The 23,597-nt window shown below is 73.6% G+C and carries 24 protein-coding genes; 19 read left to right on the plus strand and 5 right to left on the minus strand.

Going from position 1 to position 23,597, the window contains the following annotated elements; genetic code table 11:
- Window positions 1-9 precede the first annotated feature (9 nt).
- The 7 genes from mycP (at window position 10) to ACFYON_RS15380 (ending at window position 8,891) form a co-directional block, all read left to right on the plus strand.
- A complete protein-coding gene (gene mycP / locus ACFYON_RS15350) occupies window positions 10-1,377 on the plus strand; it encodes a type VII secretion-associated serine protease mycosin (RefSeq protein WP_354873903.1) in 1,368 nt (455 codons plus the stop codon).
- Between the two features lie 323 nt (window positions 1,378-1,700).
- Window positions 1,701-2,420, plus strand: coding sequence for a TIGR03936 family radical SAM-associated protein (locus ACFYON_RS15355; RefSeq protein WP_354873940.1), 720 nt, complete (start codon window positions 1,701-1,703; stop codon window positions 2,418-2,420).
- Window positions 2,421-2,550: 130 nt separating this feature from the next.
- Window positions 2,551-5,958, plus strand: a complete 3,408-nt coding sequence (locus tag ACFYON_RS15360; protein ID WP_387320824.1) for an Rne/Rng family ribonuclease — start codon at window positions 2,551-2,553, stop codon at window positions 5,956-5,958.
- A 298-nt stretch (window positions 5,959-6,256) separates the two neighbouring features.
- Window positions 6,257-6,574: a 50S ribosomal protein L21 gene (gene rplU / locus ACFYON_RS15365; protein WP_099164006.1), complete on the plus strand. Its 318-nt coding sequence runs from the start codon at window positions 6,257-6,259 to the stop codon at window positions 6,572-6,574.
- Between the two features lie 11 nt (window positions 6,575-6,585).
- Window positions 6,586-6,840, plus strand: coding sequence for a 50S ribosomal protein L27 (rpmA, locus tag ACFYON_RS15370; RefSeq protein WP_013288010.1), 255 nt, complete (start codon window positions 6,586-6,588; stop codon window positions 6,838-6,840).
- Between the two features lie 90 nt (window positions 6,841-6,930).
- Complete coding sequence (gene obgE / locus ACFYON_RS15375) at window positions 6,931-8,382, plus strand: GTPase ObgE (protein ID WP_354873898.1); 1,452 nt, start codon at window positions 6,931-6,933, stop codon at window positions 8,380-8,382.
- A 59-nt stretch (window positions 8,383-8,441) separates the two neighbouring features.
- Window positions 8,442-8,891 (plus strand): GNAT family N-acetyltransferase, encoded by a 450-nt coding sequence (locus ACFYON_RS15380; RefSeq protein ID WP_354873896.1) that lies wholly within the window; start codon window positions 8,442-8,444, stop codon window positions 8,889-8,891.
- A 3-nt stretch (window positions 8,892-8,894) separates the two neighbouring features.
- On the opposite strand, the gene ACFYON_RS15385 is transcribed toward ACFYON_RS15380, so the two are convergent.
- Together ACFYON_RS15385 and ACFYON_RS15390 are read right to left on the minus strand one after the other, a co-directional pair.
- The gene (locus ACFYON_RS15385) at window positions 8,895-9,554 is read right to left on the minus strand and encodes a DUF6766 family protein (RefSeq protein ID WP_354873894.1); all 660 of its coding nucleotides are present in this window, start codon (window positions 9,552-9,554) and stop codon (window positions 8,895-8,897) included.
- A 76-nt stretch (window positions 9,555-9,630) separates the two neighbouring features.
- Entirely contained in the window at window positions 9,631-10,095 is a 465-nt protein-coding gene (locus tag ACFYON_RS15390; RefSeq protein ID WP_354873938.1) for a DUF4383 domain-containing protein, read from the minus strand.
- A gap of 209 nt (window positions 10,096-10,304) precedes the next feature.
- Between ACFYON_RS15390 and ACFYON_RS15395 the strand changes: the two genes are divergently transcribed.
- From ACFYON_RS15395 to ACFYON_RS15405, 3 genes are read left to right on the plus strand one after another with little or no spacing between them, the layout of a single operon-like run.
- Window positions 10,305-11,090: a hypothetical protein gene (locus ACFYON_RS15395; RefSeq protein WP_357711168.1), complete on the plus strand. Its 786-nt coding sequence runs from the start codon at window positions 10,305-10,307 to the stop codon at window positions 11,088-11,090.
- 31 nt (window positions 11,091-11,121) lie between these two features.
- Window positions 11,122-11,574, plus strand: a complete 453-nt coding sequence (locus ACFYON_RS15400; RefSeq protein ID WP_354873890.1) for a phage holin family protein — start codon at window positions 11,122-11,124, stop codon at window positions 11,572-11,574.
- Complete coding sequence (locus ACFYON_RS15405) at window positions 11,571-12,209, plus strand: DUF3618 domain-containing protein (protein ID WP_354873888.1); 639 nt, start codon at window positions 11,571-11,573, stop codon at window positions 12,207-12,209. The genes ACFYON_RS15400 and ACFYON_RS15405 overlap by 4 nt, the downstream gene beginning before the upstream one ends.
- A 64-nt stretch (window positions 12,210-12,273) precedes the next feature.
- Here ACFYON_RS15405 and ACFYON_RS15410 read toward each other — a convergent pair whose 3' ends face one another.
- On the minus strand, window positions 12,274-13,359 hold the full coding sequence (locus ACFYON_RS15410; protein ID WP_354873886.1) for a glycosyltransferase family A protein: 1,086 nt from the start codon (window positions 13,357-13,359) through the stop codon (window positions 12,274-12,276).
- A 119-nt stretch (window positions 13,360-13,478) separates the two neighbouring features.
- Between ACFYON_RS15410 and ACFYON_RS15415 the strand changes: the two genes are divergently transcribed.
- Both ACFYON_RS15415 and ACFYON_RS15420 read left to right on the plus strand, forming a co-directional pair.
- Entirely contained in the window at window positions 13,479-14,117 is a 639-nt protein-coding gene (locus ACFYON_RS15415; protein WP_354873884.1) for a cyclase, read from the plus strand.
- A complete protein-coding gene (locus tag ACFYON_RS15420; protein ID WP_354873882.1) occupies window positions 14,114-15,292 on the plus strand; it encodes a zinc-dependent alcohol dehydrogenase in 1,179 nt (392 codons plus the stop codon). Before ACFYON_RS15415 ends, ACFYON_RS15420 begins: the two co-directional genes overlap by 4 nt.
- A 22-nt stretch (window positions 15,293-15,314) precedes the next feature.
- Here the strand turns inward: ACFYON_RS15420 and ACFYON_RS15425 are convergent, their stop codons facing one another.
- Window positions 15,315-16,598: a cytochrome P450 gene (locus tag ACFYON_RS15425; RefSeq protein WP_354873880.1), complete on the minus strand. Its 1,284-nt coding sequence runs from the start codon at window positions 16,596-16,598 to the stop codon at window positions 15,315-15,317.
- A 239-nt stretch (window positions 16,599-16,837) separates the two neighbouring features.
- On the opposite strand from ACFYON_RS15425, the gene ACFYON_RS15430 reads away from it, so the two are divergent.
- Window positions 16,838-17,224, plus strand: a complete 387-nt coding sequence (locus ACFYON_RS15430; protein WP_354873878.1) for a hypothetical protein — start codon at window positions 16,838-16,840, stop codon at window positions 17,222-17,224.
- 7 nt (window positions 17,225-17,231) lie between these two features.
- On the opposite strand, the gene ACFYON_RS15435 is transcribed toward ACFYON_RS15430, so the two are convergent.
- Window positions 17,232-17,450, minus strand: coding sequence for a DUF397 domain-containing protein (locus tag ACFYON_RS15435; RefSeq protein WP_013287999.1), 219 nt, complete (start codon window positions 17,448-17,450; stop codon window positions 17,232-17,234).
- A 66-nt stretch (window positions 17,451-17,516) separates the two neighbouring features.
- On the opposite strand from ACFYON_RS15435, the gene pepN reads away from it, so the two are divergent.
- From pepN to ACFYON_RS15465, 6 genes are all read left to right on the plus strand, one after another.
- Window positions 17,517-20,033: an aminopeptidase N gene (gene pepN, locus ACFYON_RS15440; RefSeq protein WP_387188885.1), complete on the plus strand. Its 2,517-nt coding sequence runs from the start codon at window positions 17,517-17,519 to the stop codon at window positions 20,031-20,033.
- A gap of 79 nt (window positions 20,034-20,112) precedes the next feature.
- Entirely contained in the window at window positions 20,113-20,709 is a 597-nt protein-coding gene (gene nadD / locus ACFYON_RS15445) for a nicotinate-nucleotide adenylyltransferase (protein ID WP_354873874.1), read from the plus strand.
- A 110-nt stretch (window positions 20,710-20,819) separates the two neighbouring features.
- Window positions 20,820-21,224: a ribosome silencing factor gene (gene rsfS / locus ACFYON_RS15450; protein ID WP_091421810.1), complete on the plus strand. Its 405-nt coding sequence runs from the start codon at window positions 20,820-20,822 to the stop codon at window positions 21,222-21,224.
- Entirely contained in the window at window positions 21,221-21,850 is a 630-nt protein-coding gene (locus ACFYON_RS15455) for a histidine phosphatase family protein (RefSeq protein WP_354873871.1), read from the plus strand. Before rsfS ends, ACFYON_RS15455 begins: the two co-directional genes overlap by 4 nt.
- 48 nt (window positions 21,851-21,898) lie before the next feature.
- Complete coding sequence (locus tag ACFYON_RS15460) at window positions 21,899-22,753, plus strand: DegV family protein (protein ID WP_354873869.1); 855 nt, start codon at window positions 21,899-21,901, stop codon at window positions 22,751-22,753.
- A 9-nt stretch (window positions 22,754-22,762) separates the two neighbouring features.
- Complete coding sequence (locus ACFYON_RS15465) at window positions 22,763-23,539, plus strand: SDR family NAD(P)-dependent oxidoreductase (RefSeq protein WP_387190256.1); 777 nt, start codon at window positions 22,763-22,765, stop codon at window positions 23,537-23,539.
- Window positions 23,540-23,597 lie beyond the last annotated feature (58 nt).

Genomic DNA, 23,597 nt, shown 5'->3' on the forward strand with positions numbered 1-23,597 from the left:
GACGGACGGATGAAGGTGCACGTCGGCGCGCTCCGGCCGGTGGCGGCCGGTCTGCTTGCCGGACTGATGCTGCTGGGCGCCGCCCAGCCGGCGGTCGCCGCTCCGCGCCGCGCCGAGCAGTGGTATCTGGACGAGCTGCGGATCGACCGGGCGCATCAGATCTCCACCGGGCGGGGCGTCGTCGTCGGGGTGGTGGACACCGGCGTCGACGCCGGGCACCCCGACATGCGGGGCCAGGTACTGGCCGGGGGCAGCACCCGCGGCTCCGGCGACGGCCGGCGCGACCCGGACGGCCACGGTACCCACATGGCCGGGATCATCGCGGCCAACGGCGCCGGGGTGGTCGGCATCGCGCCCGACGCCCGGATCCTGCCCATCCGCAAGCCCGCCGGCGCGGCGGCCACTCCGGACGACTCCGCGACCGGCATCCGGATGGCTGTCGACGGCGGGGCGAAGGTGCTCAACCTGTCGTACGGCGGCGCCGGGGCCGTGGACGAGGGCGAGGAGGCCGCGATCCGGTACGCGCTGGAGCGCGACGTGGTCGTGGTCGCCGCCGCCGGCAACACCCGGCAGTCCGGCCCGGACGTCGCCTCACCCGCCAACATTCCCGGCGTGATCGCGGTGACCGGCACGGTCCGGGGCGGAGGATTCTGGTCCGGATCGGCCCAGGGCCCGGCAGCGGTGATCGCCGCGCCCGGCGACGAGGTCTACAACATCGGCCCGGACCGGGGCTACGGCTGGGGGGACGGCACCTCCGACGCCGCTGCCATCGTCTCCGGTGTCGCGGCGCTGATCCGGTCGAAGCACCGAGACCTCTCCGCGCCCGACGTGATCAACCGGATCATCCGCACCGCCCGGGACGCCGGCCCGACCGGCCGGGACCCGCGGTTCGGCTTCGGCCGGATCGACCCGGTGGCGGCGCTCACCGCCGACGTGCCGTCGGCGGCGGCGAACCCGCTGCTCGGGGACGCCGCGCCCAGCGCGTCCGCGCCGCCGGCCGCCGCCGAGGACGACAACTTCGACGTGACGAAGTACGGCGACCGGGGCGGCCCCACCGACCAGCAGGTGATGGTGATCGGCATCGGCATCGCCGTGGCGCTCGTCGTGCTGCTGGCGCTCGTGGTGTTCCTGATCTGGAACCGCCGTCGTCACCGGCGCGAACTGGCCCGGGCCGGCTCGATCCCGGCCGAGGAACTGGACCGGATGAACGGGCAGGGCCCGCCGGTCCCCGCCGGTCACCCCCAGCAGGGCGGATACTCCCAGCCCGGTGCGTACCCGCCGCCCGGCGTGGGCGCCTACCCGCCCCACGGTCAGGCCCAGCACACTCCACCCGGCCGGAGCCCGTACGCCCCACCCGGCGACGACGACCGTTCCTGACCCGCCGCGTCCCCGGCACCAATCCCGCACACCCACCCTCACCGTCCCCGCGCAGCCCTCCGAGGCCCCTGAGCTGGTCGATCATGACGTTGACGACGCAATCGGAGATCAAATCGCCGCCAGCTTCATGATCGACGGGATGGGGTGCAGGGCGGTGCGGGGCGAGTTTGGGTGGGTTTGGGGTGGGTGGGTGGCCCCGGGTGTGGGGCGCGGTGAGCGCTGCGTCAGGATGAGACCGATACGCAGGCACAGCCGAGGAGCTCACGATCGCCAGAAAGCCTCAACCCGAGGGCGGCCAGGCCCCCGTCGTCCAGCGGGTCCGTATCCGGTACGCCAAGCGTGGGCCGCTGCGGTTCACCTCGCACCGGGACTTCGCTCGGGCCTTCGAGCGCGCGCTGCGCCGGGCCGGCGCGCCGATCGCCTTCTCCCAGGGCTTCACCCCGCACCCGAAGATCTCGTACGCCTCGGCCGCTCCGACGGGCGTGGCGAGCGAGGCCGAATACCTGGAGATCGGGCTCCGTGAGCCGGTCGACCCGGCGCGGCTGCGCGAGGCCCTGGACGCCGCGCTCTCGCCCGGTCTCGACGTGCTCGACGCGGTGGAGGCCACCGGTGGGAGCCTGGCCGACCGGATCGAGGCGTCGTACTGGCGTATCGAACTGCCCGAAGTCGATCCGAAGGTGCTGGCGGAGGCCGTGGCGGCCTTCACCGCAGCCGAGGAGATCCAGGTCGAGCGGATGACCAAGCAGGGGCGGCGTACGTTCGACGCCCGCGCGGCAGTGGCGTCGATCGATGTCGTGGCTCCGGCTGAGATGCCTTCCGGGGCGGCGGCCGTACCGTGTGCGATACTCGAACTGGTCGTGCGGCAGGTCACCCCGTCCGTTCGGCCCGATGACGTCCTGTCCGGCCTCCGCGCGGTGGCCGCCCTGGAGCCGCCGGTCACCCCGAAGGTGATCCGGCTGGCGCAGGGCACGTTGACCGCGCAGGGCGAGATCGTCGATCCGTTGGACGCGGATCGCGACGGGGCAATCATCGGAGAGCGCTGACCGTCGGTCAACGCTCTGGCAGGCAGACTTCGGCGGTCGTGCGTTTGCGCGTCCGGCGGAAACACCTTTGCGGCAACCCTGCGTGGCAGCGCTCACCCGCGCCCGGGGCGGCCAGAACTGGAGAACGTCCATGCTCGAGAACGAGCCCGAGGGCGGCGAACGGACCGGCGCAGAGCCGACCGGGACGACCGCCGACAGTGCCACCACCGCCTCCGGCAGCGCCGGGAGCGCGACCTCCGCCGGCGCCGAGGGTGCCGCCTCCGGCAGTGCCGACGGCACTGTCGCGGAGGGCGTGGCCGAGACCAAGCCGCCGGCCCGCAAGCGGGTCAGCCGCCGCAAGGCCGCCCCGCTGAACCAGCCGGAGCAGACCGACGCGCCGGTCGAGGCGTCCACGACAGTGACCGGCAGCGGCGAGTCGCCGCAGGCCGAGGTGTTCGCACCGGTGGCCGGCGAGTTGGACACCGCGCCGAAGACCACCCGCCGGCGTCGCAAGGCGACACCGGCGAAGGCGGTCGAGGAGCCGGTGGCCGCGGCCGGGGTGGAGGCCGCCTCGGAGGAGGTCGTGCCGCCGGTCAAGGTGACCCGGACCCGCCGTCGCAAGGCCACGCCGCCGGCCGCCGAGACCGTCGCGCCGGACGAGACCGCCGCTGGGCAGACGCGCGCGGACGCGGTGATCGACGGGCCGGTCTCCGCGCCCGGTGGCGACCTGATCGCCGAGGGACGCGCCGACATCGACGGCGGCGAGGCCAGCGTCGACCGGCCCGCCACGGACGAGGCCGCCGCCGGGACCGCCGGGCAGTCCGCTACCGGCGAGAGCACCACCGGCCGGCGCACCGCCCGCACCCGCAAGGCGAGCACCCGCGGCACGGCGAGCACCGGGGCCACGGCGAGCACCGCCGGCATCAGCGAGGGCGTCGAGGACGAGGACGCCGAGAGCGAGGCCGGCGAGGCCACGAGCGCCGCGTCCACGCGTACCCGGGAGATCGACCTGGCCCGCGGTGGCGGCCCGGCGGACGCGACGGGCGTGGTGTCGACGGGCGCCGCCGTGCCGCGTGCGGACGAGGAGCCGGCCGAGACGCCGCCCGCCACCGGCCGCTGGCGTCGTGCCGCGCTCTCCGCGCCGACCGTCCTGTTCATGGCGCCGCAGCCCGACGAGGCGCCGGCCGTCCAGGTGACCTACCCGGCCGCCGAGGAGCCGATCGAGGAAGCGGTCGAGACCACCCGGCGCCGCCGTCGTGGCCGCCGTGAGGTCGAGCCGGTCGAGGCCGAGGTCGAGCCGGAGGTCGTCGAGGAGGAGCCGGTCACCGAGGCCGACGCGGACGACGCGGACGAGGACGACGAGGACGACGAGACAGCCGCGGGCCGGCGTCGCCGCCGCCGGGGCCGCCGTGGTCGCGGCCGGGGCAAGGGCGGCGCGGACGAGGCCGACGACGAGGATGTCGACGAGTCCGGCGCGGCCGAGACCGTCGAGGGTGAGGCCGAGGAGCCCGCGGAGGACGAGGAGGCCGAGGGTGACGGGATGACCCGCCGCCGTCGCCGTCGCCGCCGCCGGGGCGCCGGGGAGGCGGACACCGCCGCCGAGGACGGCGTGCCGACCGTCGTCAAGATCCGTGAGCCGCGCAAGCCGGTCGACGAGGTGCAGGGTGTCTCCGGCTCGACCCGGCTGGAGGCCAAGCGGCAGCGCCGCCGGGACGGCCGCGAGCAGCGGCGTACGCGGCCGCCGATCCTGAGCGAGTCGGAGTTCCTGGCCCGTCGCGAGGCGGTGGACCGGGTGATGGTGGTCCGCCAGCGCGGTGACCGCACCCAGATCGCCGTGCTCGAGGACGGCGTGCTCGTCGAGCACTACGTCACGCGCAACTCGTCCGGCACCATGGCCGGCAACGTCTACCTGGGCAAGGTCCAGAACGTCCTGCCGAGCATGGAGGCGGCCTTCGTCGACATCGGGCGCGGGCGTAACGCGGTCCTGTACGCCGGTGAGGTCAACTGGGACACCACCGGCCTGGAGGGCCGGGCCCGCTCGATCGAGCAGGCGCTGCGCTCCGGCGACTCGGTGCTGGTGCAGGTGACGAAGGACCCGATCGGGCACAAGGGCGCGCGGCTGACCAGCCACATCGCGCTCTCCGGTCGGCACCTGGTCTACGTGCCGAACGGCAACGCCTCCGGGATCAGCCGCAAGCTGCCGGACACCGAGCGCAAGCGGCTGCGCGACGTGCTGAAGAAGCTGGTGCCGGACGGCGCCGGGGTTATCGTCCGGACCGCGGCCGAGGGCGCCAGCGAGGACGAGCTGGCGCGCGACGTCAAGCGGCTCCAGGCGCAGTGGGAGGACATCCAGGCCAAGGCGACCGAGGGCGGCGCCCCGGTGCTGCTCTACGAGGAGCCGGACCTGGTCATCCGCGTGGTCCGGGACCTGTTCAACGAGGACTTCCGGGAACTGGTCATCGAGGGCGAGTCCGAGTACGACCTGGTCGAGTCGTACCTGTCGCACGTGTCCCCGGACCTGGTGGCGCGGCTGCGCCGGCACGCCGGGGTGGCGGACGTGTTCGCCGAGTACCGGATCGACGAGCAGATCCTCAAGGGGCTGGACCGGAAGGTCTTCCTGCCCTCGGGCGGCTCGCTGGTGATCGACCGGACCGAGGCGATGACGGTCATCGACGTCAACACCGGCAAGTACACCGGCTCCGGCGGCAACCTGGAGGAGACGGTCACCCGCAACAACCTGGAGGCGGCCGAGGAGATCGTGCGCCAGCTCCGGCTGCGCGACATCGGTGGCATCCTGGTGATCGACTTCATCGACATGGTGCTGGAGTCGAACCGGGAGCTGGTGCTGCGCCGGCTCACCGAGTGCCTGGGCCGGGACCGTACCAAGCACCAGGTCACCGAGATCACCTCGCTCGGCCTGGTGCAGATGACCCGTAAGCGCATCGGCGCGGGCTTGCTGGAGGCGTTCAGCGAGACCTGCGAGTGCTGCAAGGGCCGGGGCGTGATCATTCACACCGAGCCCGTGCCGGAGAAGCCGCGCGGCGGGGCGGGGGAGAAGGTCAAGGCGGTCGCCTCGGCGGTCGTCGCCCCGGCCGAGGAGAAGGGCCGCCGCCGGGGCCGCAAGGCCGCCGCGGAGAAGCCGGCCGTGGAGACGGCGCCGGAGCCACCCGCCGCACAGCAGCAGGCCGCCGCCGTGCCGCCGGCCGCCGCCGTGCCGCCGGCCGCCGCCGTGCCGCCGGCCGCCGCCGTGCCGCCGGCCGCCGCCGTGCCGCCGGCCGCCGTCGCGCCGCCGGTCACGCCGGAGCGGACCGCTGCCGAGGTGGTCGAGACCGACGACGACTACTACGACACCCAGGGCTACGACCTGTCCCGGTTCGAGACGGACACGCCTGCCGCTCCGGCGGTGTTCGACAGCCAGGAGGGCGACTCGGCCCGGCTGGCCGCCGCCGACGACCCGGACGCGATCGGTGACGGCGACAACGGCGACAACGACGACGACAGCGGCGCCCCGCGTCGGCGGGCGCGGCGCGGCGGTACTCGGCGGCGTACCCGGCCGTGAGGCTACGGCGCTGACCTGCGCGAACAGGGCCCCCGTTCCGCCGGGAAAGGCGGAGCGGGGGCTCTGTCGTGCGCGCCGGGCCCGACGAAAGGCACCTACCGGCAGCCCGGTTTGGGGGGCGGGCCGGGTATGGCGTAGGCTTGCCTGCGGCGCACTTTGGTGTGCCGAGTTCCCGCGTGCCCGCGCCGCCGGTGTCACGGCTCCCGGCGAGACGCCGTGGGAACGACCGTCGACGGTGTGACAGCCGACAACGGTGGAATAGACGCCAGCAGCCTCAACGACAGGGAGTCCGCCTCCGATGTACGCGATCGTCAAGACCGGCGGCAAGCAGTACAAGGTCGCCGAGGGCGACGTGATCGAGGTCGAGAAGCTCGCCGGTGCCCCCGGCGACGCGGTGAAGCTCACCGCGGTGCTCCTCGTCGACGGTGACGACCTGGTGACCGACGCGGCGAAGCTCGCCAAGGTCGCGGTGTCCGGCGAGATCGCCGCGCACACCAAGGGCCCGAAGATCCGGATCCACAAGTTCAAGAACAAGACCGGCTACCACAAGCGTCAGGGTCACCGCCAGCCGCTGACCCAGATCAAGGTGACCGGCATCTCCAACAGCGGGAAGTAGGTCGTCCTCCAATGGCTCACAAAAAGGGTGCGTCCAGCTCGCGTAACGGCCGTGACTCCGCGGCCCAGCGACTCGGCGTGAAGCGCTTCGGTGGTCAGGTCGTCAGCGCGGGTGAGATCCTCATCCGTCAGCGTGGCACCAAGTTCCACCCCGGTGACCTGGTCGGCCGTGGCGGCGACGACACGCTGTTCGCGCTGGCCGCCGGTTCGGTGCAGTTCGGCACCAAGCGCGGTCGCAAGACCGTCAGCATCGTTCCGCAGCAGTAGTTCTGAAAGCGTTGCGGGCCGCGGACCTCGAGTCCCGGCCCGCTTCGCTTTTCCCCGTGCGGGGCGGACCCCGCTGGAAGGATTGGCGTCGTGACGACGTTCGTTGACCGGGTCGTCCTGCACATGCAGGCCGGCGACGGCGGGCACGGCTGTGTCTCGATCCACCGGGAGAAGTTCAAGCCGTTCGGCGGGCCGGACGGCGGCAACGGCGGCCACGGCGGCAGCGTGTCGCTGGTGGTCGACCCGCAGATCACCACGCTGCTCGACTTCCACTTCCGGCCGCACCTCAAGGCCGAGAACGGCAAGGGCGGCGCCGGTTCGAACCGGGACGGCGCCAACGGCCGCGACCTGATCATCAAGGTGCCGAACGGCACCGTCGTGCAGAGCCTCGACGGCGAGGTGCTGGCCGACCTGGTCGGCGTCGGCACCACCTTCGAGGCGGCCCGGGGCGGCCGGGGTGGGCGCGGAAACGCCTCGCTGGCCAACGCCCGCCGCAAGGCGCCGGGCTTCGCCGAGCTGGGTGAGCCCGGCGACCGGCTGGACGTGGTGCTGGAGCTCAAGAGCGTCGCCGACGTGGGCCTGGTCGGCTTCCCCTCGGCCGGCAAGTCGTCGCTGATCTCGGTGATCTCCGCGGCCAAGCCGAAGATCGCCGACTACCCGTTCACCACGCTGGTGCCGAACCTGGGCGTGGTCCGGGTGGACAATCACACCTTCACCGTCGCCGACGTACCCGGCCTGATCCCGGGCGCGGCCAGCGGCAAGGGCCTGGGTCTGGAGTTCCTCCGCCACATCGAGCGCTGCGCCGTGCTGGTCCACGTGATCGACACCGCGACGCTGGAGCCCGGCCGCGACCCGCTCGCCGACATCGACGCCCTCGAGTCGGAGCTGTCGCAGTATGGCGGGCTCGCCGACCGGCCCCGGCTGGTCGCGCTCAACAAGGTCGACGTGCCGGACGGCAAGGACCTCGCCGACATCGTCCGCCCCGACCTGGAGGCGCGCGGCCTGCGCGTGTTCGACGTCTCGACCGCCACCCGCGAGGGCCTGCGCGAACTGATGTACGCGATGGCGGAGCTGGTCGACCAGGGCCGCCGGGCCGCCCCGCCGGCCGAGCCGACCCGGATCGTGATCCGCCCGAAGGCGGTCGACGACGCCGGTTTCACCATCGAGACCGAGGACGACGGCTCGTACACGGTGCGCGGCAGCCGGCCGGAGCGCTGGGTGAAGCAGACCAACTTCGACAACGACGAGGCAGTGGGTTACCTGGCCGACCGGCTGGCCCGCCTCGGCGTCGAGGAGAAGCTCGCCAAGGCCGGCGCGCAGGCCGGTGACCTGGTGCGCATCGGCGACCGGGAGTTCGACTGGCGGCCGACGCTCTACGCCGGTGCCGACTTCGTGCCGGGTAACCGGGGCACCGACGTGCGGCTGGAGGAGAAGTCGAACCGCCCGTCGGCGTCCGACCGGCTGGCGGCCCGCAAGGCCCGCCGGGTGCGGCCGGAGGACGAGATCGAGGCTGCGCCCGCGGCGGAAGCGGACGCCGAGTAGCCGTTTCCGGGGCGGTGGCGGGAAACCGGCGCGAAATCCGGCCGCTCTAGCGTACGGGCATGTTGGTCGAGTCCCGTCCCGCCACCGATCCGGAGATCGCCGCGCTCGTCGTCGCCCAGCAGCGTGAGCTGCGCGACTCCGACGGCGGGCTGGACGGGCAGGTGACCGTCGTGCACACCGACATCCACTACCTGGCCGCTGTGATCGGCGGCCGGGCGGTCGGCTGTGGCGGGCTCCAGGCGCTCGACGCCGACACCGGCGAGCTGAAGCGGATGTACGTGCGGCCGGCGTACCGGGGGCGGGGCATCGCCCGGCAGTTGCTCGTGGCGCTGGAGGAACTGGCGTTCCGGGAGGGGCACCGCACCGTGCGCCTGGAGACGGGCACCTACCTGCCGGCCGCGATCGGGCTCTACCGGTCCAGCGGTTACGAGCCGATCCCGGTCTACGGCGAGTACGTGGACAACCCGTACAGCGTCTGCTTCGCCAAGCGGCTGCCGGTAGCGGCCTGACGTTCAGGCGCTGGTCTGCGCGTGCGGCGCGGTGACCGGCTTGGACTCCGGGCTGGCGTGTTGGCGCAGCACGATGCTGAGCAGGATCAGCGCGCCGACGGCGAGGAACTCGCTCTGCCAGTTCTGCATCGACTGGAACCAGAAGTCGCTGGTGCCGAGGAACTGCCAGGCGCTGATCGGGGCGCCGCCGTTCTCCAGCGCCTGCTCCTGGTTGTAGGCGGCCACGCCGCCGAACAGGTGCCCCAGGAACGCGCCCCCGAAGATCATCAGGAGGGCGACGGCGAGGCTGTTGCGGTAGACCACGAGCGGCAGCCCGCCGACGCGTACCGGCCACGGCGCGTTCGGGCCGGCGTGGTCGCGGTTGTCCTCCGGCCGGTCCGTCTGGTCCACCGGCTTCGACTCGGCCGAGCCCTTCTGCACCAGGTACGCGGTGAGCAACACGTAGCCGCCCATCTGGAGGAACTCCGACTCCCAGTTCTCGAACACCGCCTCGGCGAAGTGCCCGGTGCCGAGATAGGCCCACCAGCTCAGCGGCGCGGCGCCGTACCGGGTCAGCTCCTCGTTGTGCACCTGCCAGCCGAAGACGCTCTGCAGCAGCAGGAAGACCAGGAACGCGCCGAGCATGGCCACCGAGAGCATGTTGTCGCGTAACCACCGTGGCATCGCCGAACCTCCTCGTCGCGGCCCTCCTGCCCCCGGCCGTGCCCGGGCAAACGCCGGCCCGGCGTGTCGTGCCTGGTCAGGGGCGGTCGAACGGGGCCTCCACCGGGCTGCCGGTGCCGAGGTCGTCGTTCAGCAGCAGGCCGGCGGCGAGCATCCCGAAACCGAGGAACAGGTGCAGCCAGTTGTCGGCGTCGTTGACCGGCACGAAGTTCACCGCGGTGTCCCGGTCGATGGCGAAGCCGTACAGCCACAGCACCAGGTAGAGCGCGCCGCCACCGGCCAGGAACACCCGCGCCCCGGCCAGCCGCCGGGCCATCACCAGCCCGACCAGCCCGAACGACAGGTGCAGCAGGTTGTGCAGCACGGACACCTGGAACACCCCGAGCAGCTTCGCCTCGGAGTGGTGCCCGGCGAACGTCAACTCGCCGTAGTGCGTGGTGATGCCGGGCACGAAGCCGAGTACGCCGATGAGCGCGAAGAGGGCCGCCGCCGCGAGGGCGACCTTCTGCACCGCAGGCCGGGCGGGCGCGTGTTCGCGCACGTCACGTGCCATCCCTGTCACCCCCGTGGAACTCGCCGCCGCCCGGGCGGGCAGCACCTCATTGTCCGACCGGGGCGGTCCGGTCCCGCAGAGAATTCACGAATTAGGCATGGAGCCGCCGACCTGGGGTAGGGCAGTTGCTACGCGGAAACGATCCGCGTACCCCCCCGAAGACAAACCGCTGGGAACACACGAGCGGAAGGGACACCATGACTCAGGATCTTTCCCCCAGTTCTTCCACGTACCAGTCGACGAACGGTGGTGGCGGCGTGCGTGACCAGGCCCGCCAGGTCGGCGCCGACGCCGCGAACGCGGGCGGCGCGGTCGCGCAGACCGCCAATGAGCAGGGCCGGGAGGTGGTGGGCGAGGCCAAGCGGCAGGCCCGCGGCCTCTACGGCGAGACCCGCAGCCAGGTCACCGCGCAGGCCGGCCAGCAGCAGCAGCGCGCCGCCACCGGTCTGCGGTCGCTCGCCGACGAGATGCGCACCATGGCGCAGCAGGGTGGCGGCTCCGGGCCGGTCACCGAGCTGGCCCACCAGGCGGCCGAGCGCGTGCACGGCGTGGCCGGCTGGCTGGAGCAGCGCGAGCCGGGCGACCTGCTCAACGAGGTGAAGAGCTACGCCCGCCGCAACCCCGGCACGTTCCTCGTCGGCGCGGCGCTGCTCGGCGTGGTCGCCGGGCGGCTCACCCGCAACATCACCGCGCTCGGCGACGACAGCGGCGTGCGGCCGGCGTACGACCCGGACCGCACGGCCGTCATCCCGACCGCGCGCGAGGTGCCGGGCCAGGTGCCGCCGGGCGGCTACCTCGACCCGACGCCGGGCAGCTACGCCGAGCCGGACCCGGGTTACTCCGCGCCGGGCGCGACCTACCCGGCCGGTGGCGCCCCGAACACCTGGGCCGACCCGGCGGGTGGCACCGGTCAGCCGCTGCCGCCGCCGGAGCGCACCGACCCGCTGCCGGGTGTCCCGTCCACCGGCGCTCCCCGCCCGTGACCGGCCGCACCGGCAGAAGGGAGGCGACGGCATGACCGTACCCACGCAGGACCCCGGCTATCAGGCGGCGGGCGCCCCGCCCCACGCCGACGAGGTGCGCGGCAGCTCGCTCGGCGACCTGATGCGCCAGGTCACCACCGACCTGTCCACGCTGATGCGCCAGGAGGTCGAGCTCGCCAAGGCCGAGATCCGCCAGGAGGGCAAGAAGGCGGGCAAGGCCGCCGGCCTCTTCGGCGGCGCCGGCTTCGGCGGCTACATGGTGGCGCTCTTCGTCTCGATCGCGATCTGGCAGTTCCTCGACAACGTCATGGACTCCGGGCTGGCCGCGCTGATCGTGGCCGTCGTCTGGGCCGCTGTCGCGGCGGTCCTGTACTCGATGGGCAAGAAGAACGCCGAGCGGATCCGCGGCCTGAAGCAGACAAACGACAGCGTGCAGCGCATCCCCGATGCGCTCAAGCCGCACCCGGAGGGAGTCGCCCGATGAGCACCGATCCCGAGCAGATCCGCCGCGAGATCGAAGCCACCCGCAACAACCTCAGCTCGGACGTGGACGCCCTGGCGTACAAGGTCAGCCCGAGCCGCATCGTCGACGACCGCAAGCAGCGCGTACGCAGTGCGCTGACGAACGTGAAGGACAAGGTGATGGGAACCGCATCGGACCTCGGCCACAGCACCGGCCACGCCGCCCACTCGGTGGGCGACCACGCCTCCTCGATGGCATCCACCGTGGGCGACAAGGCGCAGTCCGCCGCCGCCACGGTGAGCGACGCCGCCCACCGGGCGCCGCAGGTGGTGCGGCGCAAGTCCGAGGGCAACCCGATCGCCGCCGGTGTGATCGCCTTCGGCGTCGGCATGCTGGTCTCCTCGCTGATTCCGGCCACCCGCCGCGAGCAGCAGGTCGCCGCGCAGGTCAAGGAGAAGGCCGCCGAGCACGGCGGGGTGGTGAAGGAGAAGCTGGGCGAGGTGGCCACCGAGCTGAAGGAGGAGCTGCGCGAGCCGGCGCAGCACGCCGCCGAGTCGGTGAGGGCCACCGCGCAGGACGCCGCGCACACGGTCAAGGACGATGGCCGCGCCGCCGCCCAGGACGTCCGGCACAGCGCCGAGCAGGCGCGGTCCTGAAGGTCCGCGCCCTCGGGTAAGGAAGGGCCCCTCTCATCGCCCAGGCGATGAAAGGGGCCCTTCCTTACGCCTCGGCGCGCAGCGGCGCGGGCGCCGTCCCGGTCTCCACCCAGAGGACCAGGTCGTCGGGGCGGCGCCGCGTCATCCGCCGGCGCAGGGCACGCGTGGGGTTGGCCGCGGTCCGCAGCCGGGCGCCGGCGTAGGGCACCCCGCCGCGCAGCCGCCGGCCCACCGCCAGCCACGCGCACAGGCCGCGCTCCAGCACCCAGGCGGGCGCGGCGAGGCTGGTGTGCGCCGGGAAGACCCGGGTGCCGCCGGCCCGTCGCCGGCCCAGCTCCGCCACCGCGACCGTCGCCAGCCCGGCCCGCAGCAGCAGCCCGGGCCGGCGGGCGGCGAGCGCGACCGCCGCCGCCGGCAGCACCGCCAGCGCGGCCAGCAGCCAGCCCGGCCGGGCCGTCTCGTCGTACGCCTGGCGCACGCGCTGCCCGAGGAAGTGCGCGGCGGTGGGCGGGCGCCGCCGCACGTACAGCCATGCCGGGGTGGCGGTGCTGCCGCCGTACGCGCGCACGGTCCGGACCAGCTCCAGGTTCTCGAAGAGCACGTCCGGGTCGTAGCCGCCCATCGCCAGGAACGTGCTCCGCCGCACCGCGAGCGTGCCCGGCCAGTCGCCGCCGAACACGCGGGCGAGCAGCGTCCGGCCGGTGTCCCACCAGGCGTGCCAGGGCAGCGGGTCGAAGTGGTTCTGCGGCCGGACCAGGTCCACCCCGTCCAGCATCTGGTGCACGGCGCACAGCGCCGGCCGGTCGTACCGCACATCGTCGTCGGCGACGACCACGTGCTCGTGCCGGGCCAGCGCGACGCCGGTGAGCACGCCGAGCACCTTGCCGTTGCGCCCGCGCAGCGCCGGGTCCGGCGGCACGTGCCGCACCAGCCCGCGCCAGGCGGCGGCGTGCCGGGCGAACAGCTCCGGCGTCGATCCGTCGACCACCACCACGTCGACCCACCGGCTCAACTCGCGCAGGTACCCGGTCAGCTCGTCCAGGCCGCTGTCGTCGTGGGCGCGCAGCGGCAGGACGTACGCCATCGGAAGCCGGACTGGCGCGGACGCGGCGCCCTCGTCGCGCGGATGCGCGGCGGTCTTTCGGGTCACGTCGCCTCCCTCGTGTCGGGTGACGCGACTTGCCCGCAATGCGGTCGCTGAAACCGTTTCGGGCGCCCTGCGTCGGGTAGCGCAGCCGGATACGACGGACCGAGTCGGAAGGAGACGTGATGCCCAGCAACGCGACGAGATGGGCGCTGGCCGGCGCCGCTGCCGTGACAGCGCTCGGAGTCACCCGGACGGTGGCGCGGCGGCGGCACCGGCACCAGCCCGACCGGGAGGACGGCTGGTACGTGGTGCATCGCGGGATCACCGTGGACCGGCCGGTCGACGAGGTGATCGGGTTCTGGACCGATCGGGAACGGCTCGACCGGGGTCTGGCCGAGTGGGCCACGCTGGAACAGCTCGACGCGAACCGATGGCGCTGCGTGGCGGCCGACCCGGCCGGCGGCGGCACCGAATGGCGGGCCGAGATCACCGTCGACGGGCCGGGCCGGCTGAGCTGGCAGGTCACCGACGGGCCGGTCGCTCAGCGCGGCCGGGTCGAGCTGGTCGCCGCCCCCCAGGACCGGGGCACCGAGATTCGGGCCGAGCTGCGGTGGCGCTCCGGGCCGATCCGGCGGATGGCCGGCCTGGCCGGCGGCAGCGACCCGGACCTGGGGCTGCGCACCGCACTGCGCCGGATCAAGTCGCTGATCGAGACCGGGCAGGTGCTCGACACCCGGCACGACCCGTCCGGGCGCAGCCCGCGGCAGGAACGGGCGACGGACAAGGTACGCGAGAAGTTGATGGCGGGAGGACGACCGTGAGGGCGTTGTGCTGGGAGGGCGTCGGCAAGCTGGCCGTGCGGGACGTGCCGGAGCCGACCATCAGGTCCGGCGGTGACATCATCGTCAAGGTGCGCGCGAGCAGTGTCTGCGGCTCCGACCTGCACCTGATCAACGGCTACCTGCCGGCCATGCGCGAGGGTGACATCCTCGGTCACGAGTTCATGGGCGAGGTGGTCGAGACCGGCCCGGACGTCCGACGGATCTCCGTCGGCGACCGGGTCGTGGTCGGATCCGTGGTGGCCTGCGGCTCGTGCTGGTACTGCCGCACCGAGCAGTTCTCCCTCTGCGACAACTCCAACCCGCAGCCGGTCTTCACCGAGAAGCTGTGGGGCCACTCGCCCGCCGGCATCCTCGGCTACTCGCACGCGGCCGGAGGCTACGCGGGCAGCCACGCCGAGTACATCCGGGTGCCGTTCGGCGACGTCGGCGCGTTCACCGTGCCGGAGGGTGTGCCGGACGACTCGGTGGTCTTCGCCTCCGACGCGATGCCGACCGGCTGGATGGCGGCCGACTTCTGCGGCCTCAAGGGCGGCGAGGTGGTCGCCGTCTGGGGTGCTGGCGGCGTCGGTCAGATGGCGGCCCGGTCCGCGCAGATCCTCGGCGCCGAGCGGGTCGTGGTCATCGACCGGCTGCCGGAACGGCTCGACACCGCGGCGCAGCGTCTCGGCGTGGAGACCATCAACTACGCCGAGACCGACGTGCTGGAGGCGCTGCGGGAGATGACCGCCGGTCGGGGCCCGGACGCCTGCATCGAGGCGGTCGGCATGGAGTCGCACGACGTCGGCCCGGCGTACGCGTACGACAAGGCCAAGCAGACGGTGCGCGCGCAGACCGACCGGCCCACCTCGGTCCGGCAGGCGATCATGGCGGCTCGCAAGGGCGGCACGGTCAGCATCGTCGGCGTGTACGGCGGCCTGGTGGACAAGTTCCCGCTCGGCGCGGCCATGAACAAGGCCCTGGTGCTGCGGATGGGGCAGATGCACGCCCAGCGTTACATCCCGATGCTGCTGGACCGGATCGCGGCCGGCGAGATCGACCCCGGCTACCTGGCCACCCACCCGATGTCGTTGGAACAGGGCGCGCGGGGCTACGAGATCTTCGAGAAGAAGGAGGACGGCTGCCTGCGCAGCGTGCTGCACCCGCAGGCCGCCTGACCGCGCGACGGGGTGCGCCCGTTCACCGCAGCGGGCGTACCCCGTCGGCCGGGTGCGCGCCGTCGGCCGGGCGTACCCCGTCGAGCACCAGCCCGCCGGGCGGCAACGCCGGCATGGAGCCGAGGTCGAGCGCCAGATCCTGCGGCGGTACGCGGTAGCTCATCGCGCCGGTCAGGTTCGTCACGGCCCGCTTCATCAGCTCGATCGTGATCCACTCACCGGCGCAGCGGTGGCCGGTGAAGTGGTCGCCGCCGCCCTGCGGGACCAGGCCGAACGGGTCGTCGCGCCAGCCCGCGAAGCGCTCCGGCCGGAACCGCTCCGGCTCCGGCCACACGTCGGGATGGTGGTTCGTGCCGTACAGGTCGAGCAGAACCCGGCGGCCCTGCGGGAACGCGTATCCCCGCCACTGGAACGAGCGGCGCACCCGGGCCGCGGCGACCGGGAAGAACGGATAGTAGCGGCGTACCTCCTGCACGAACTGCTCGGTCGCGGCGTCGTCGCCTGGTAGCCGGTCCCGCCAGTGCGGGTGATCGTGCAGCGCCAGCGCGGCGAAGACCACGTACCGGTCCACCGCGACGGTGGGGCGCAGCACGTTCAGCAGCTCCACAGCGGCGATCCGGCGCGGCAGCGGCCGCCCTCGCTCGTCCCGGTGCCCGGCCACGACCGCGAGCGCGCTGCCCTCCGGGGCGGGTGCCGTGCCCGCGCGTACCCGCTCGATCAGCTCGCCGGCCCAGCGTTGCGCGTGGCGGCGGCCGAGCCGCCCGCGCCAGTGCCGGGGGCCCAGCGCGGCCGGTGACTCGATCATGGCGTGCATCTCGGCGGTCCGGCGCGGCACGTCGGCGTCGGCCAGCGGGACCCCGGCCCAGGCCCAGACCGTACGCGTCAGGATCCGGCCCACCTCGTCGTAGAGCACCACCGGTCCGCTCCGCGCCCAGACCGGGATCCGGGCCCGCCACTGCTCGTCGAAGATCTCCCCGAGCCGGCGGATCGTGGCCGGTGTCATGATCGACATGAACATCGCCTTGCGGACCCGGTGCGCCTCGCCGTCGAGGCCCTGCACACCACCGACGCCGGTGAGCGTGCGCTGCCCGCGCATCGGCATCGCGCCGCGCCGGACGAACCGCTCCTCGTCGTAGAACAGCTCGGCGGCCTCCCGGCCGCGCAGGCAGATCGTCGGCTCCAGCAGCAGCCGGGTCTGGAAGACGTCCGTGCCGAGTCGGTCGCAGCGGGCGCCGACGAAGCGGTAGCCCTCCCTCAGGAACGCAAGCGTGCTGTCCGGGCTCCGGTCGCTCGACATGGTGCGCATCTCGGCTGCTCCTGACGCGGTTCGGCGGCGTTGGCTACCTACCCGGGGCGGCGCGGCCGAACCCTCCATTCCAGCAGTTCCGGCCCTTCGAGGGAGGGGCCGGCGACGCGGGCGCGTGCTGGCCCCTCCCCGGGCGCGGAAAAGCTGGTTTGCTCGGTTTCGCGGACCGGCGGCGACCGGTCCGCCGCCGCCGGCACGACGTCCGGCGGCGCGGTCACCGGCGACGGGGGAGGGCACCGATGCGTGACGACAGGGCGGCACGACGGCACCGCGAGGCAACGGCTCGGCTGCGCGGCGACCGCGGCGACGGGCCGCTGATCGGCGGGCCCCGGCGCTCCGCACCCCGCCCACCGCGCCACTTCACAGTGCACCTGGGCTTCGCCGCCGCCGATCCCGCCGTCGCGCGGGAGCACGCCGTGGCGTACGCCGAAGCCCTCGGCCTGCTCCGCCCGGAGCTGGCACTCGGCGCGGCGGCGTTGTCCCCGGCGGACGCCTGGCACCGGGCCGAGCGGCTGTTCTGCGACGTCGTCGGGCCCGACGGCGAACGCTGTGCCGACGTGGCCGGTCACCCCGGCTTCCACCACGCGCCCGGTCCGGGCGGCCTCGGCTGGGGTGACGGTGACTGAGGCGCGCTCAGTCCAGGTCGAACTCGCCGTCCTGGGCGCCCGCGACGAACGCGTCCCACTCGGCCTGCGTGAAGACCAGCACCGGCCCGTCCGGCTCGGCGGAGTTGCGCATACCGATCAGGTCGTCGACGAAGGCCACCTCGACCGCTCCCTCGGAAGTGTCGCCCTCTGCCCGCTGCCAAACCGCCCGGGAGAGGTCGAAATCGCCCTTGGGGTGCTGACCCATCGCTGCTCCTCCATCGCCACGCGTAACGAGAGGGCCCGAGCGGACCTCATCGGGCAGGATAAGCGGATGCCAAGCCTCACCCGCGCAGAGGCGACCGCGCGTCGCGCGTCGATCACCGTCGAGTCCTACGATGTGGACCTCGACCTGACCGGCGACGCCGAGCGGTTCCGCTCCGCCGTCACCATCCGGTTCCGGGCGACCCCCGGCGCCGAGACCTTCGTCGACGTCAAGCCCCGCCGACTCCTCGCCGTCCGCCTCAACGACAGCGACCTCGACCCGGCCCTGCTCGCCGGCGACCGGCTGCCGCTGACCGGCCTGGCCGCGACGAACACGCTCACCGTCGAGGCCGAGATGGCCTACTCCAACACGGGCGAAGGGCTGCACCGCTTCGTCGACCCGGCCGACGGCGAGACCTACCTCTACGCGATGTCCTTCCTGGACGACGGGCCGCGCGTCTTCGCCGCGTTCGACCAGCCCGACCTGAAGGCACCGGTGACGCTGACCGTCACCGCGCCGCCGGAGTGGACGGTGGCCGCGAACGGGCCGCTGGCCGCCCGGCCCGAGCCCGGACGCTGGGAGTTCGCCGCAACCGAGCCGCTGGCCACCTATTTCGTCTCGCTGATCGCCGGGCCCTGGCACGTGTTGCGCGCCGAGCACGACGGCATCCCGCTCGGCCTCTACTGCCGGCGTTCGCTCGCCGCCCACCTGGACGCCGACGCCGACGAGATCTTCACAGTCACCCGGCAGTGCCTCGACCGTTTCCACCAGCTCTTCGCCGAGCGCTACCCGTTCGGCAAGTACGACCAGGCGTTCGTGCCCGAGTTCAACGCCGGCGCGATGGAGAACCCGGGCCTGGTCACGATCCGCGACGACTACGTCTTCCGTTCCGCTGTCACCGACACCCAGCGGGAGTTGCGCGCCACCACCATCGCCCACGAGATGGCGCACATGTGGTTCGGCGACCTGGTCACCATGAGCTGGTGGGACGACCTGTGGCTCAACGAGTCCTTCGCCGACTACCTGGGCACCCGGGTCACCGCCGAGGCGACCCGGTTCGACCAGGCGTGGACCACGTTCGCGAGCCGCCGCAAGGCCTGGGGCTACACCGCCGACCAGCGCCCCTCCACCCATCCCGTCGCCCCGGAGGAGGTCGCCGACGCCGCGCAGGCGTTGCTCAACTTCGACGGCATCTCGTACGCCAAGGGCGCCAGCGTGCTGCGCCAGCTCGTCGCCTGGCTCGGTGACGACGCGTTCCTGCCTGGGCTGAACGCGCACTTCGCCGCGCATCGGTTCGGCAACGCCACGCTCACCGACCTGCTGGCCGCCCTGAGCGCGGCGAGCGGCCGCGACCTGGACGGCTGGGCCGAGCGCTGGCTGCGCCGCGCGCAGGTGAACACGCTGCGGGTGGAGACCGCTGTGGACGCCGACGGCCGGTGGACGGACGTGGCGATCGTGCAGACCGCCCCGGCCGGCCACCCGGTGCTGCGGCCGCACCGCATCGGCGTGGCCCATCTCACCGCTGACGGGCCGGCACACCGGTTCGAGGCCGACCTCGACCCGGACGCCGACGGCGGCCGTACCCCGCTGCCGCAGCTGATCGGGCAGCCCGCCACCGGGCTGCTGCTGCCGAACGCCGGTGACCTGACGTTCGCCAAGATCCGGCTCGACCCGGCCTCGGCGGACGCGGTGCCGCTGCTGCTGCCCGGCCTCGCCGACCCGCTGGCCCGGGCGCTGCTCTGGGGCGAGACGCTGGACGCGGTCACCGACGGGGAACGGCCGGCCGCCGCGCTCTCCGGCCTGATCGCGGCGGCGCTGCCCGCCGAGACCGAGGTGACGATCGTCGAGGACGTGCTGTTGCTCAGCCGCCGGCTGATCGACAGCTACCTCGACCCGCTCGCCCGCGACGCGGCGCTGCTGCGCGTGGCGACCGCCTGCGCGGCGCTGCTCGACTCGGCGCCGGCGGGCGGCTCGTTGCAGCTCGCCGCCGCGCGGGGCCTGATCGCCGCCACCACCGACACCGCGATGCTCACCGGCTGGCTGGCCGGCAAGGGCGTCCCGCCGGGGCTGGCGATCGACGCCGACCTGCGCTGGGCGGTGCTGCGTCGCCTGGTGGTGCTCGGCGCGGCCGGCGCACCGGAGATCGACGCCGAGGCCGACGCCGACCGCAGCGCCACCGGCGCCGAGCGGGCCGCCGCGTGCCGGGCCGCGCTGCCCGACGCCGACGCGAAGCGGGCCACCTGGGAGATCGTCACCCGCAGCACCGAGCTGTCGAACCGGCTGGTCGAGGCGACCGCCCAGGGCTTCTGGCAGCCCGAGCAGGCCGAGCTGACCGCCGGGTACGTCGAGCGCTACTTCACCGACATGCCGGCAGCGGCGCGTCTGCGTACCGCGTGGGTGGCCGACGCGGTCACAGTGGCCGCGTATCCCCGCTACGCCGTGGCGCAGCCCACCCGGGAGCTGGCCGCGGCGCTGCTGGCCCGCGACGACCTCACGCCCGGCCTGCGGCGGTGGGTGACCGACCTGGACGACGACATGCGCAGGGCGCTCGTGGCCCGGACGGCGGTGGCCGTCGCGTCGGCCTGACCGGGCACACCGGGCGGGGCCTGCCCCGGCATGGCCGACCCCGCCCGGGCCCGTCCGAGACGCGGCCTACGATCGCTGAGTGGAGGAAGACATCCGGCGGGTCGGCATCATGGGTGGCACGTTCGACCCGATCCACCACGGGCACCTGGTGGCGGCGAGCGAGGTGGCCGACCGGTTCGGCCTCGACGAGGTCGTCTTCGTGCCGACCGGGCAACCGTGGCAGAAGGCGGAGGAAGCGGTCACCCCGGCCGAGGACCGCTACCTCATGACGGTGATCGCCACCGCCTCCAACCCCCGCTTCCAGGTGAGCCGGGTCGACATCGACCGGGGTGGTCCCACCTACACCGTCGACACGCTGCGCGACCTGCACGCCGAGTACGGCCCGAAGGCGCAACTGTTCTTCATCACCGGCGCGGACGCCCTGGAGCGCATCCTCTCCTGGAAGGACCTGGACGAGGTCCTCGAACTGGCCCACTTCATCGGCGTGACCCGGCCCGGCTTCGAACTCACCGACAAGCACCTGCCGGCCGACTCGGTCAGCCTGGTGCAGGTGCCCGCGATGGCGATCTCGTCGACCGACTGCCGCGCGCGGGTCGCCCGGGGCGAGCCGGTGTGGTATCTCGTGCCCGACGGTGTGGTGCAGTACATCGCGAAACGGCGTCTTTACCAGCGGTGATTCGACCCGCCCCGTCCCGTTTCATGCCTGAAACCGACCAGAACTGACAAGTCGCCACACCGCCGGGTGTGAGACGCTTGGAGGGTCGCACTGTTGATCGAAGGAGTACGGTGACAGTTTCCGAACGCGCGCACGAGCTGGCGATGGCCGCCGCCCAGGCCGCGGCCGACAAGAAGGCACAGGACATCGTCATCATCGACGTGGGCGACCAGCTCGCGATCACTGACGCGTTCCTGCTGGCCGCCGCTCCGAACGAGCGTCAGGTGCTCGCCATCGTCGACGCCATCGAGGAGCGCCTGCTGGAGCTGCCGGAGAAGGCCAAGCCGCTGCGCCGCGAGGGCGAGCGGGGTGGCCGCTGGGTGCTGCTCGACTACGTCGACATCGTGATCCACGTCCAGCACACCGAGGAGCGCGAGTTCTACGCGCTCGACCGGCTCTGGAAGGACTGCCCGCAGATCCCGTTCACCGATCGCGACCTGGCCGACTCGGCCGCCGGCACCGCCACCGCCGAATGACCCGCCTGATCGTCTGGCGGCACGGCAACACCGACTGGAACGCCGCCAACCGGGTCCAGGGTCAGACCGACGTGCCGCTCAACGACCTCGGCCGCGAGCAGGCCCGCGCCGCCGCGCCGGTGCTGGCCGCGCTGCGCCCGGACGCGATCGTCGCCAGCGATCTGCGCCGGGCCGCCGACACCGCCGCCGCGCTGTCGGCGCTGACCGGGCTGCCGGTCCGCTCCGACGCCCGGCTGCGCGAACGGCAGTTCGGCCAGTGGCAGGGTCTCACCCTGACCGAGGTGGCCGAGCGCTTCCCCGACGAGTACGCCCGCTGGCGGGCCGGCGATCCCGACCCCGGCGCCGGCATCGAGCCCCTGGGCGACCTGGGTGCCCGGCTCGGTGCCGGGTTCCAGGACGCGGCCGACCTGGCCACCGGCGGCACGGTCGTGGTGACCACCCACGGCGGCGGCGCCCGGCAGGGCGTCGGTCACCTGCTCGGCTGGGACCACACGGTGCTGCGCAGCCTCGGCGCGCTGGCGAACTGCCACTGGACCGAACTGCGTCACGACGACGTCCGGGGCTGGCACCTGCGCGCGCACAACGTCGGTCTGATCACCCAGCCGGCGCTCACCGACGCGGTCTGACACCTCCGGCCCCGGCACGTCACAGCGCCATCGGCTAGCGTGCCGGTCATGTCCGTCGCGGTCGTCACCGACTCCACCGCCTACCTGCCCCCCGACCTGGTCCGCGCACGCGGGCTCACAGTCGTCCCGCTGACAGTCGTGCTCAACGGCGCGGAAGGGCTGGAGGGTGTCGAGACCTCCCCGGCCGACGCCACCCGCGCGCTGAGCGGCCGGCGGGTCTCGGTGAGCACGTCCCGGCCCGCGCCGGAACAGTTCGCGCAGGTCTACCGCACGCTGCTCGCCGAGGGCGCCGACGGCGTGGTGTCGGTGCACCTGTCCGCCGAGCTGTCCGGCACGGTCGAGGCCGCCCGGCTGGCCGCCGCCGAGGTCGGCGACGACCGGGTCACCGTCGTGGACAGCCGATCCACGGGCATGGGCCTCGGCTTCCCGGCGCTCGCGGCCGCCGCGGCCGCCGCGCAGGGCGCCGACCTGACCGGGGTACGCGACGCGGCGCTGGACGCGGTCGCCCGGACCACCATCTACTTCTACGTCGACACGCTGGAGTTCCTGCGCCGGGGCGGCCGGATCAACGCGGCCGAGGCACTGCTCGGCACCGCCCTCTCGGTCAAGCCGATCATGCACATGCCGGACGGCGCGATCGTGGTCAAGGACAAGGTCCGTACCGCCAGCCGGGGCGTGGCACGCCTGGCCGACCTGGCCGTCGAGGTGGCCGGCGACGCGCAGGTGGACCTCGCGGTGCACCACCTCGCCGCACCGCAGCGGGCCGAGCAGTTGCTGACGGCGCTGACCGAGCGGCTGGGCGACCGCCTGCACGACACGTACGTGACCGAGGCCGGAGCGGTGGTCGCCGCCCACGCCGGGCCGGGGCTGGCCTGCGTGGTGATCCACCGCCGCACGCCCTAGGGTGGCCGGATGAGCCCACTGTCGTACGTCGTCACCGGCGGCGGACGCGGCGTCGGACAGGCCATCGTGGAACGGCTCGCCGCCGACGGGGGAACCGTTGTCGTGGTCGAGCGGGAGACCAGCGCGCTGGACTGGCTGGCCCGGCATCCGCTCGCCGACCGCCTGCACGCGGTGACCGGGGACGCCGGTGACGAGGCGGTCACCGATCGGGCCGCCGACCGCGCCGAGGCGCATGCGCCGCTCGGCGGCTGGGTCAACAACGCGGCCGTCTTCCGCGACGCCGACCTGCACCGCGCGCCCGCGCGCGAGGTCGTGGACCTGATCGCGCTCAACCTGCGGCCCGCCGTGGCCGGGGCCGGCACCGCGGTTCGCCGGTTCCTGGCCGCCCGCACCGGCGGCGCGATCGTCAACGTCTCCTCCCACCAGGCCCGCCGGGCGGTGCCGGGCGCGCTGCCGTACGCGACGGCCAAGGCCGCGTTGGAGGGGCTGACCCGGGCGCTCGCCGTCGACTACGGCCCCCGGGGGATCCGCGCCAACGCGGTAGCGCTCGGCTCCGTCCACACCGAACGGCACGCCGCCTACCGCGCCGGACTCGATCCGACGGAGGTCGCGCACGTCGACGCGGAGATGGCCCGGCTGCACCCGCTCGGCCGGATCGGGCGTACCGACGAGGTGGCCGAGGTGGTCGCGTTCCTGCTCTCCGAACGCGCGTCGTTCGTCAACGGCGCGACGGTGCCGGTCGACGGCGGACGGGCCGCGCTCGGGCTGGACCCGGAGGCGCGCTGACGTGACCCGCTGATCCCCCGAGGCGCCGCCCCTAGCACGGCCGCTGCTTGATCGGGTG

It is taken from the genome of Micromonospora sp. NPDC005686 (assembly GCF_042871665.1).
GTDB lineage: Bacteria > Actinomycetota > Actinomycetes > Mycobacteriales > Micromonosporaceae > Micromonospora.

What these genes read in the sequence shown, in the direction of transcription:
- mycP (WP_354873903.1), top strand. Translation starts at nt 10, where the DNA reads ATGAAGGTGCACGTCGGCGCGCTCCGGCCGGTGGCGGCCGGTCTGCTT.
- ACFYON_RS15360 (WP_387320824.1), top strand. Translation starts at nt 2,551, where the DNA reads ATGCTCGAGAACGAGCCCGAGGGCGGCGAACGGACCGGCGCAGAGCCG.
- rplU (WP_099164006.1), top strand. Translation starts at nt 6,257, where the DNA reads ATGTACGCGATCGTCAAGACCGGCGGCAAGCAGTACAAGGTCGCCGAG.
- rpmA (WP_013288010.1), top strand. Translation starts at nt 6,586, where the DNA reads ATGGCTCACAAAAAGGGTGCGTCCAGCTCGCGTAACGGCCGTGACTCC.
- ACFYON_RS15380 (WP_354873896.1), top strand. Translation starts at nt 8,442, where the DNA reads ATGTTGGTCGAGTCCCGTCCCGCCACCGATCCGGAGATCGCCGCGCTC.
- ACFYON_RS15385 (WP_354873894.1), bottom strand. Translation starts at nt 9,554, where the DNA reads ATGCCACGGTGGTTACGCGACAACATGCTCTCGGTGGCCATGCTCGGC.
- ACFYON_RS15395 (WP_357711168.1), top strand. Translation starts at nt 10,305, where the DNA reads ATGACTCAGGATCTTTCCCCCAGTTCTTCCACGTACCAGTCGACGAAC.
- ACFYON_RS15400 (WP_354873890.1), top strand. Translation starts at nt 11,122, where the DNA reads ATGACCGTACCCACGCAGGACCCCGGCTATCAGGCGGCGGGCGCCCCG.
- ACFYON_RS15405 (WP_354873888.1), top strand. Translation starts at nt 11,571, where the DNA reads ATGAGCACCGATCCCGAGCAGATCCGCCGCGAGATCGAAGCCACCCGC.
- ACFYON_RS15415 (WP_354873884.1), top strand. Translation starts at nt 13,479, where the DNA reads ATGCCCAGCAACGCGACGAGATGGGCGCTGGCCGGCGCCGCTGCCGTG.
- ACFYON_RS15425 (WP_354873880.1), bottom strand. Translation starts at nt 16,598, where the DNA reads ATGCGCACCATGTCGAGCGACCGGAGCCCGGACAGCACGCTTGCGTTC.
- ACFYON_RS15430 (WP_354873878.1), top strand. Translation starts at nt 16,838, where the DNA reads ATGCGTGACGACAGGGCGGCACGACGGCACCGCGAGGCAACGGCTCGG.
- ACFYON_RS15435 (WP_013287999.1), bottom strand. Translation starts at nt 17,450, where the DNA reads ATGGGTCAGCACCCCAAGGGCGATTTCGACCTCTCCCGGGCGGTTTGG.
- pepN (WP_387188885.1), top strand. Translation starts at nt 17,517, where the DNA reads ATGCCAAGCCTCACCCGCGCAGAGGCGACCGCGCGTCGCGCGTCGATC.
- ACFYON_RS15455 (WP_354873871.1), top strand. Translation starts at nt 21,221, where the DNA reads ATGACCCGCCTGATCGTCTGGCGGCACGGCAACACCGACTGGAACGCC.
- ACFYON_RS15460 (WP_354873869.1), top strand. Translation starts at nt 21,899, where the DNA reads ATGTCCGTCGCGGTCGTCACCGACTCCACCGCCTACCTGCCCCCCGAC.
- ACFYON_RS15465 (WP_387190256.1), top strand. Translation starts at nt 22,763, where the DNA reads ATGAGCCCACTGTCGTACGTCGTCACCGGCGGCGGACGCGGCGTCGGA.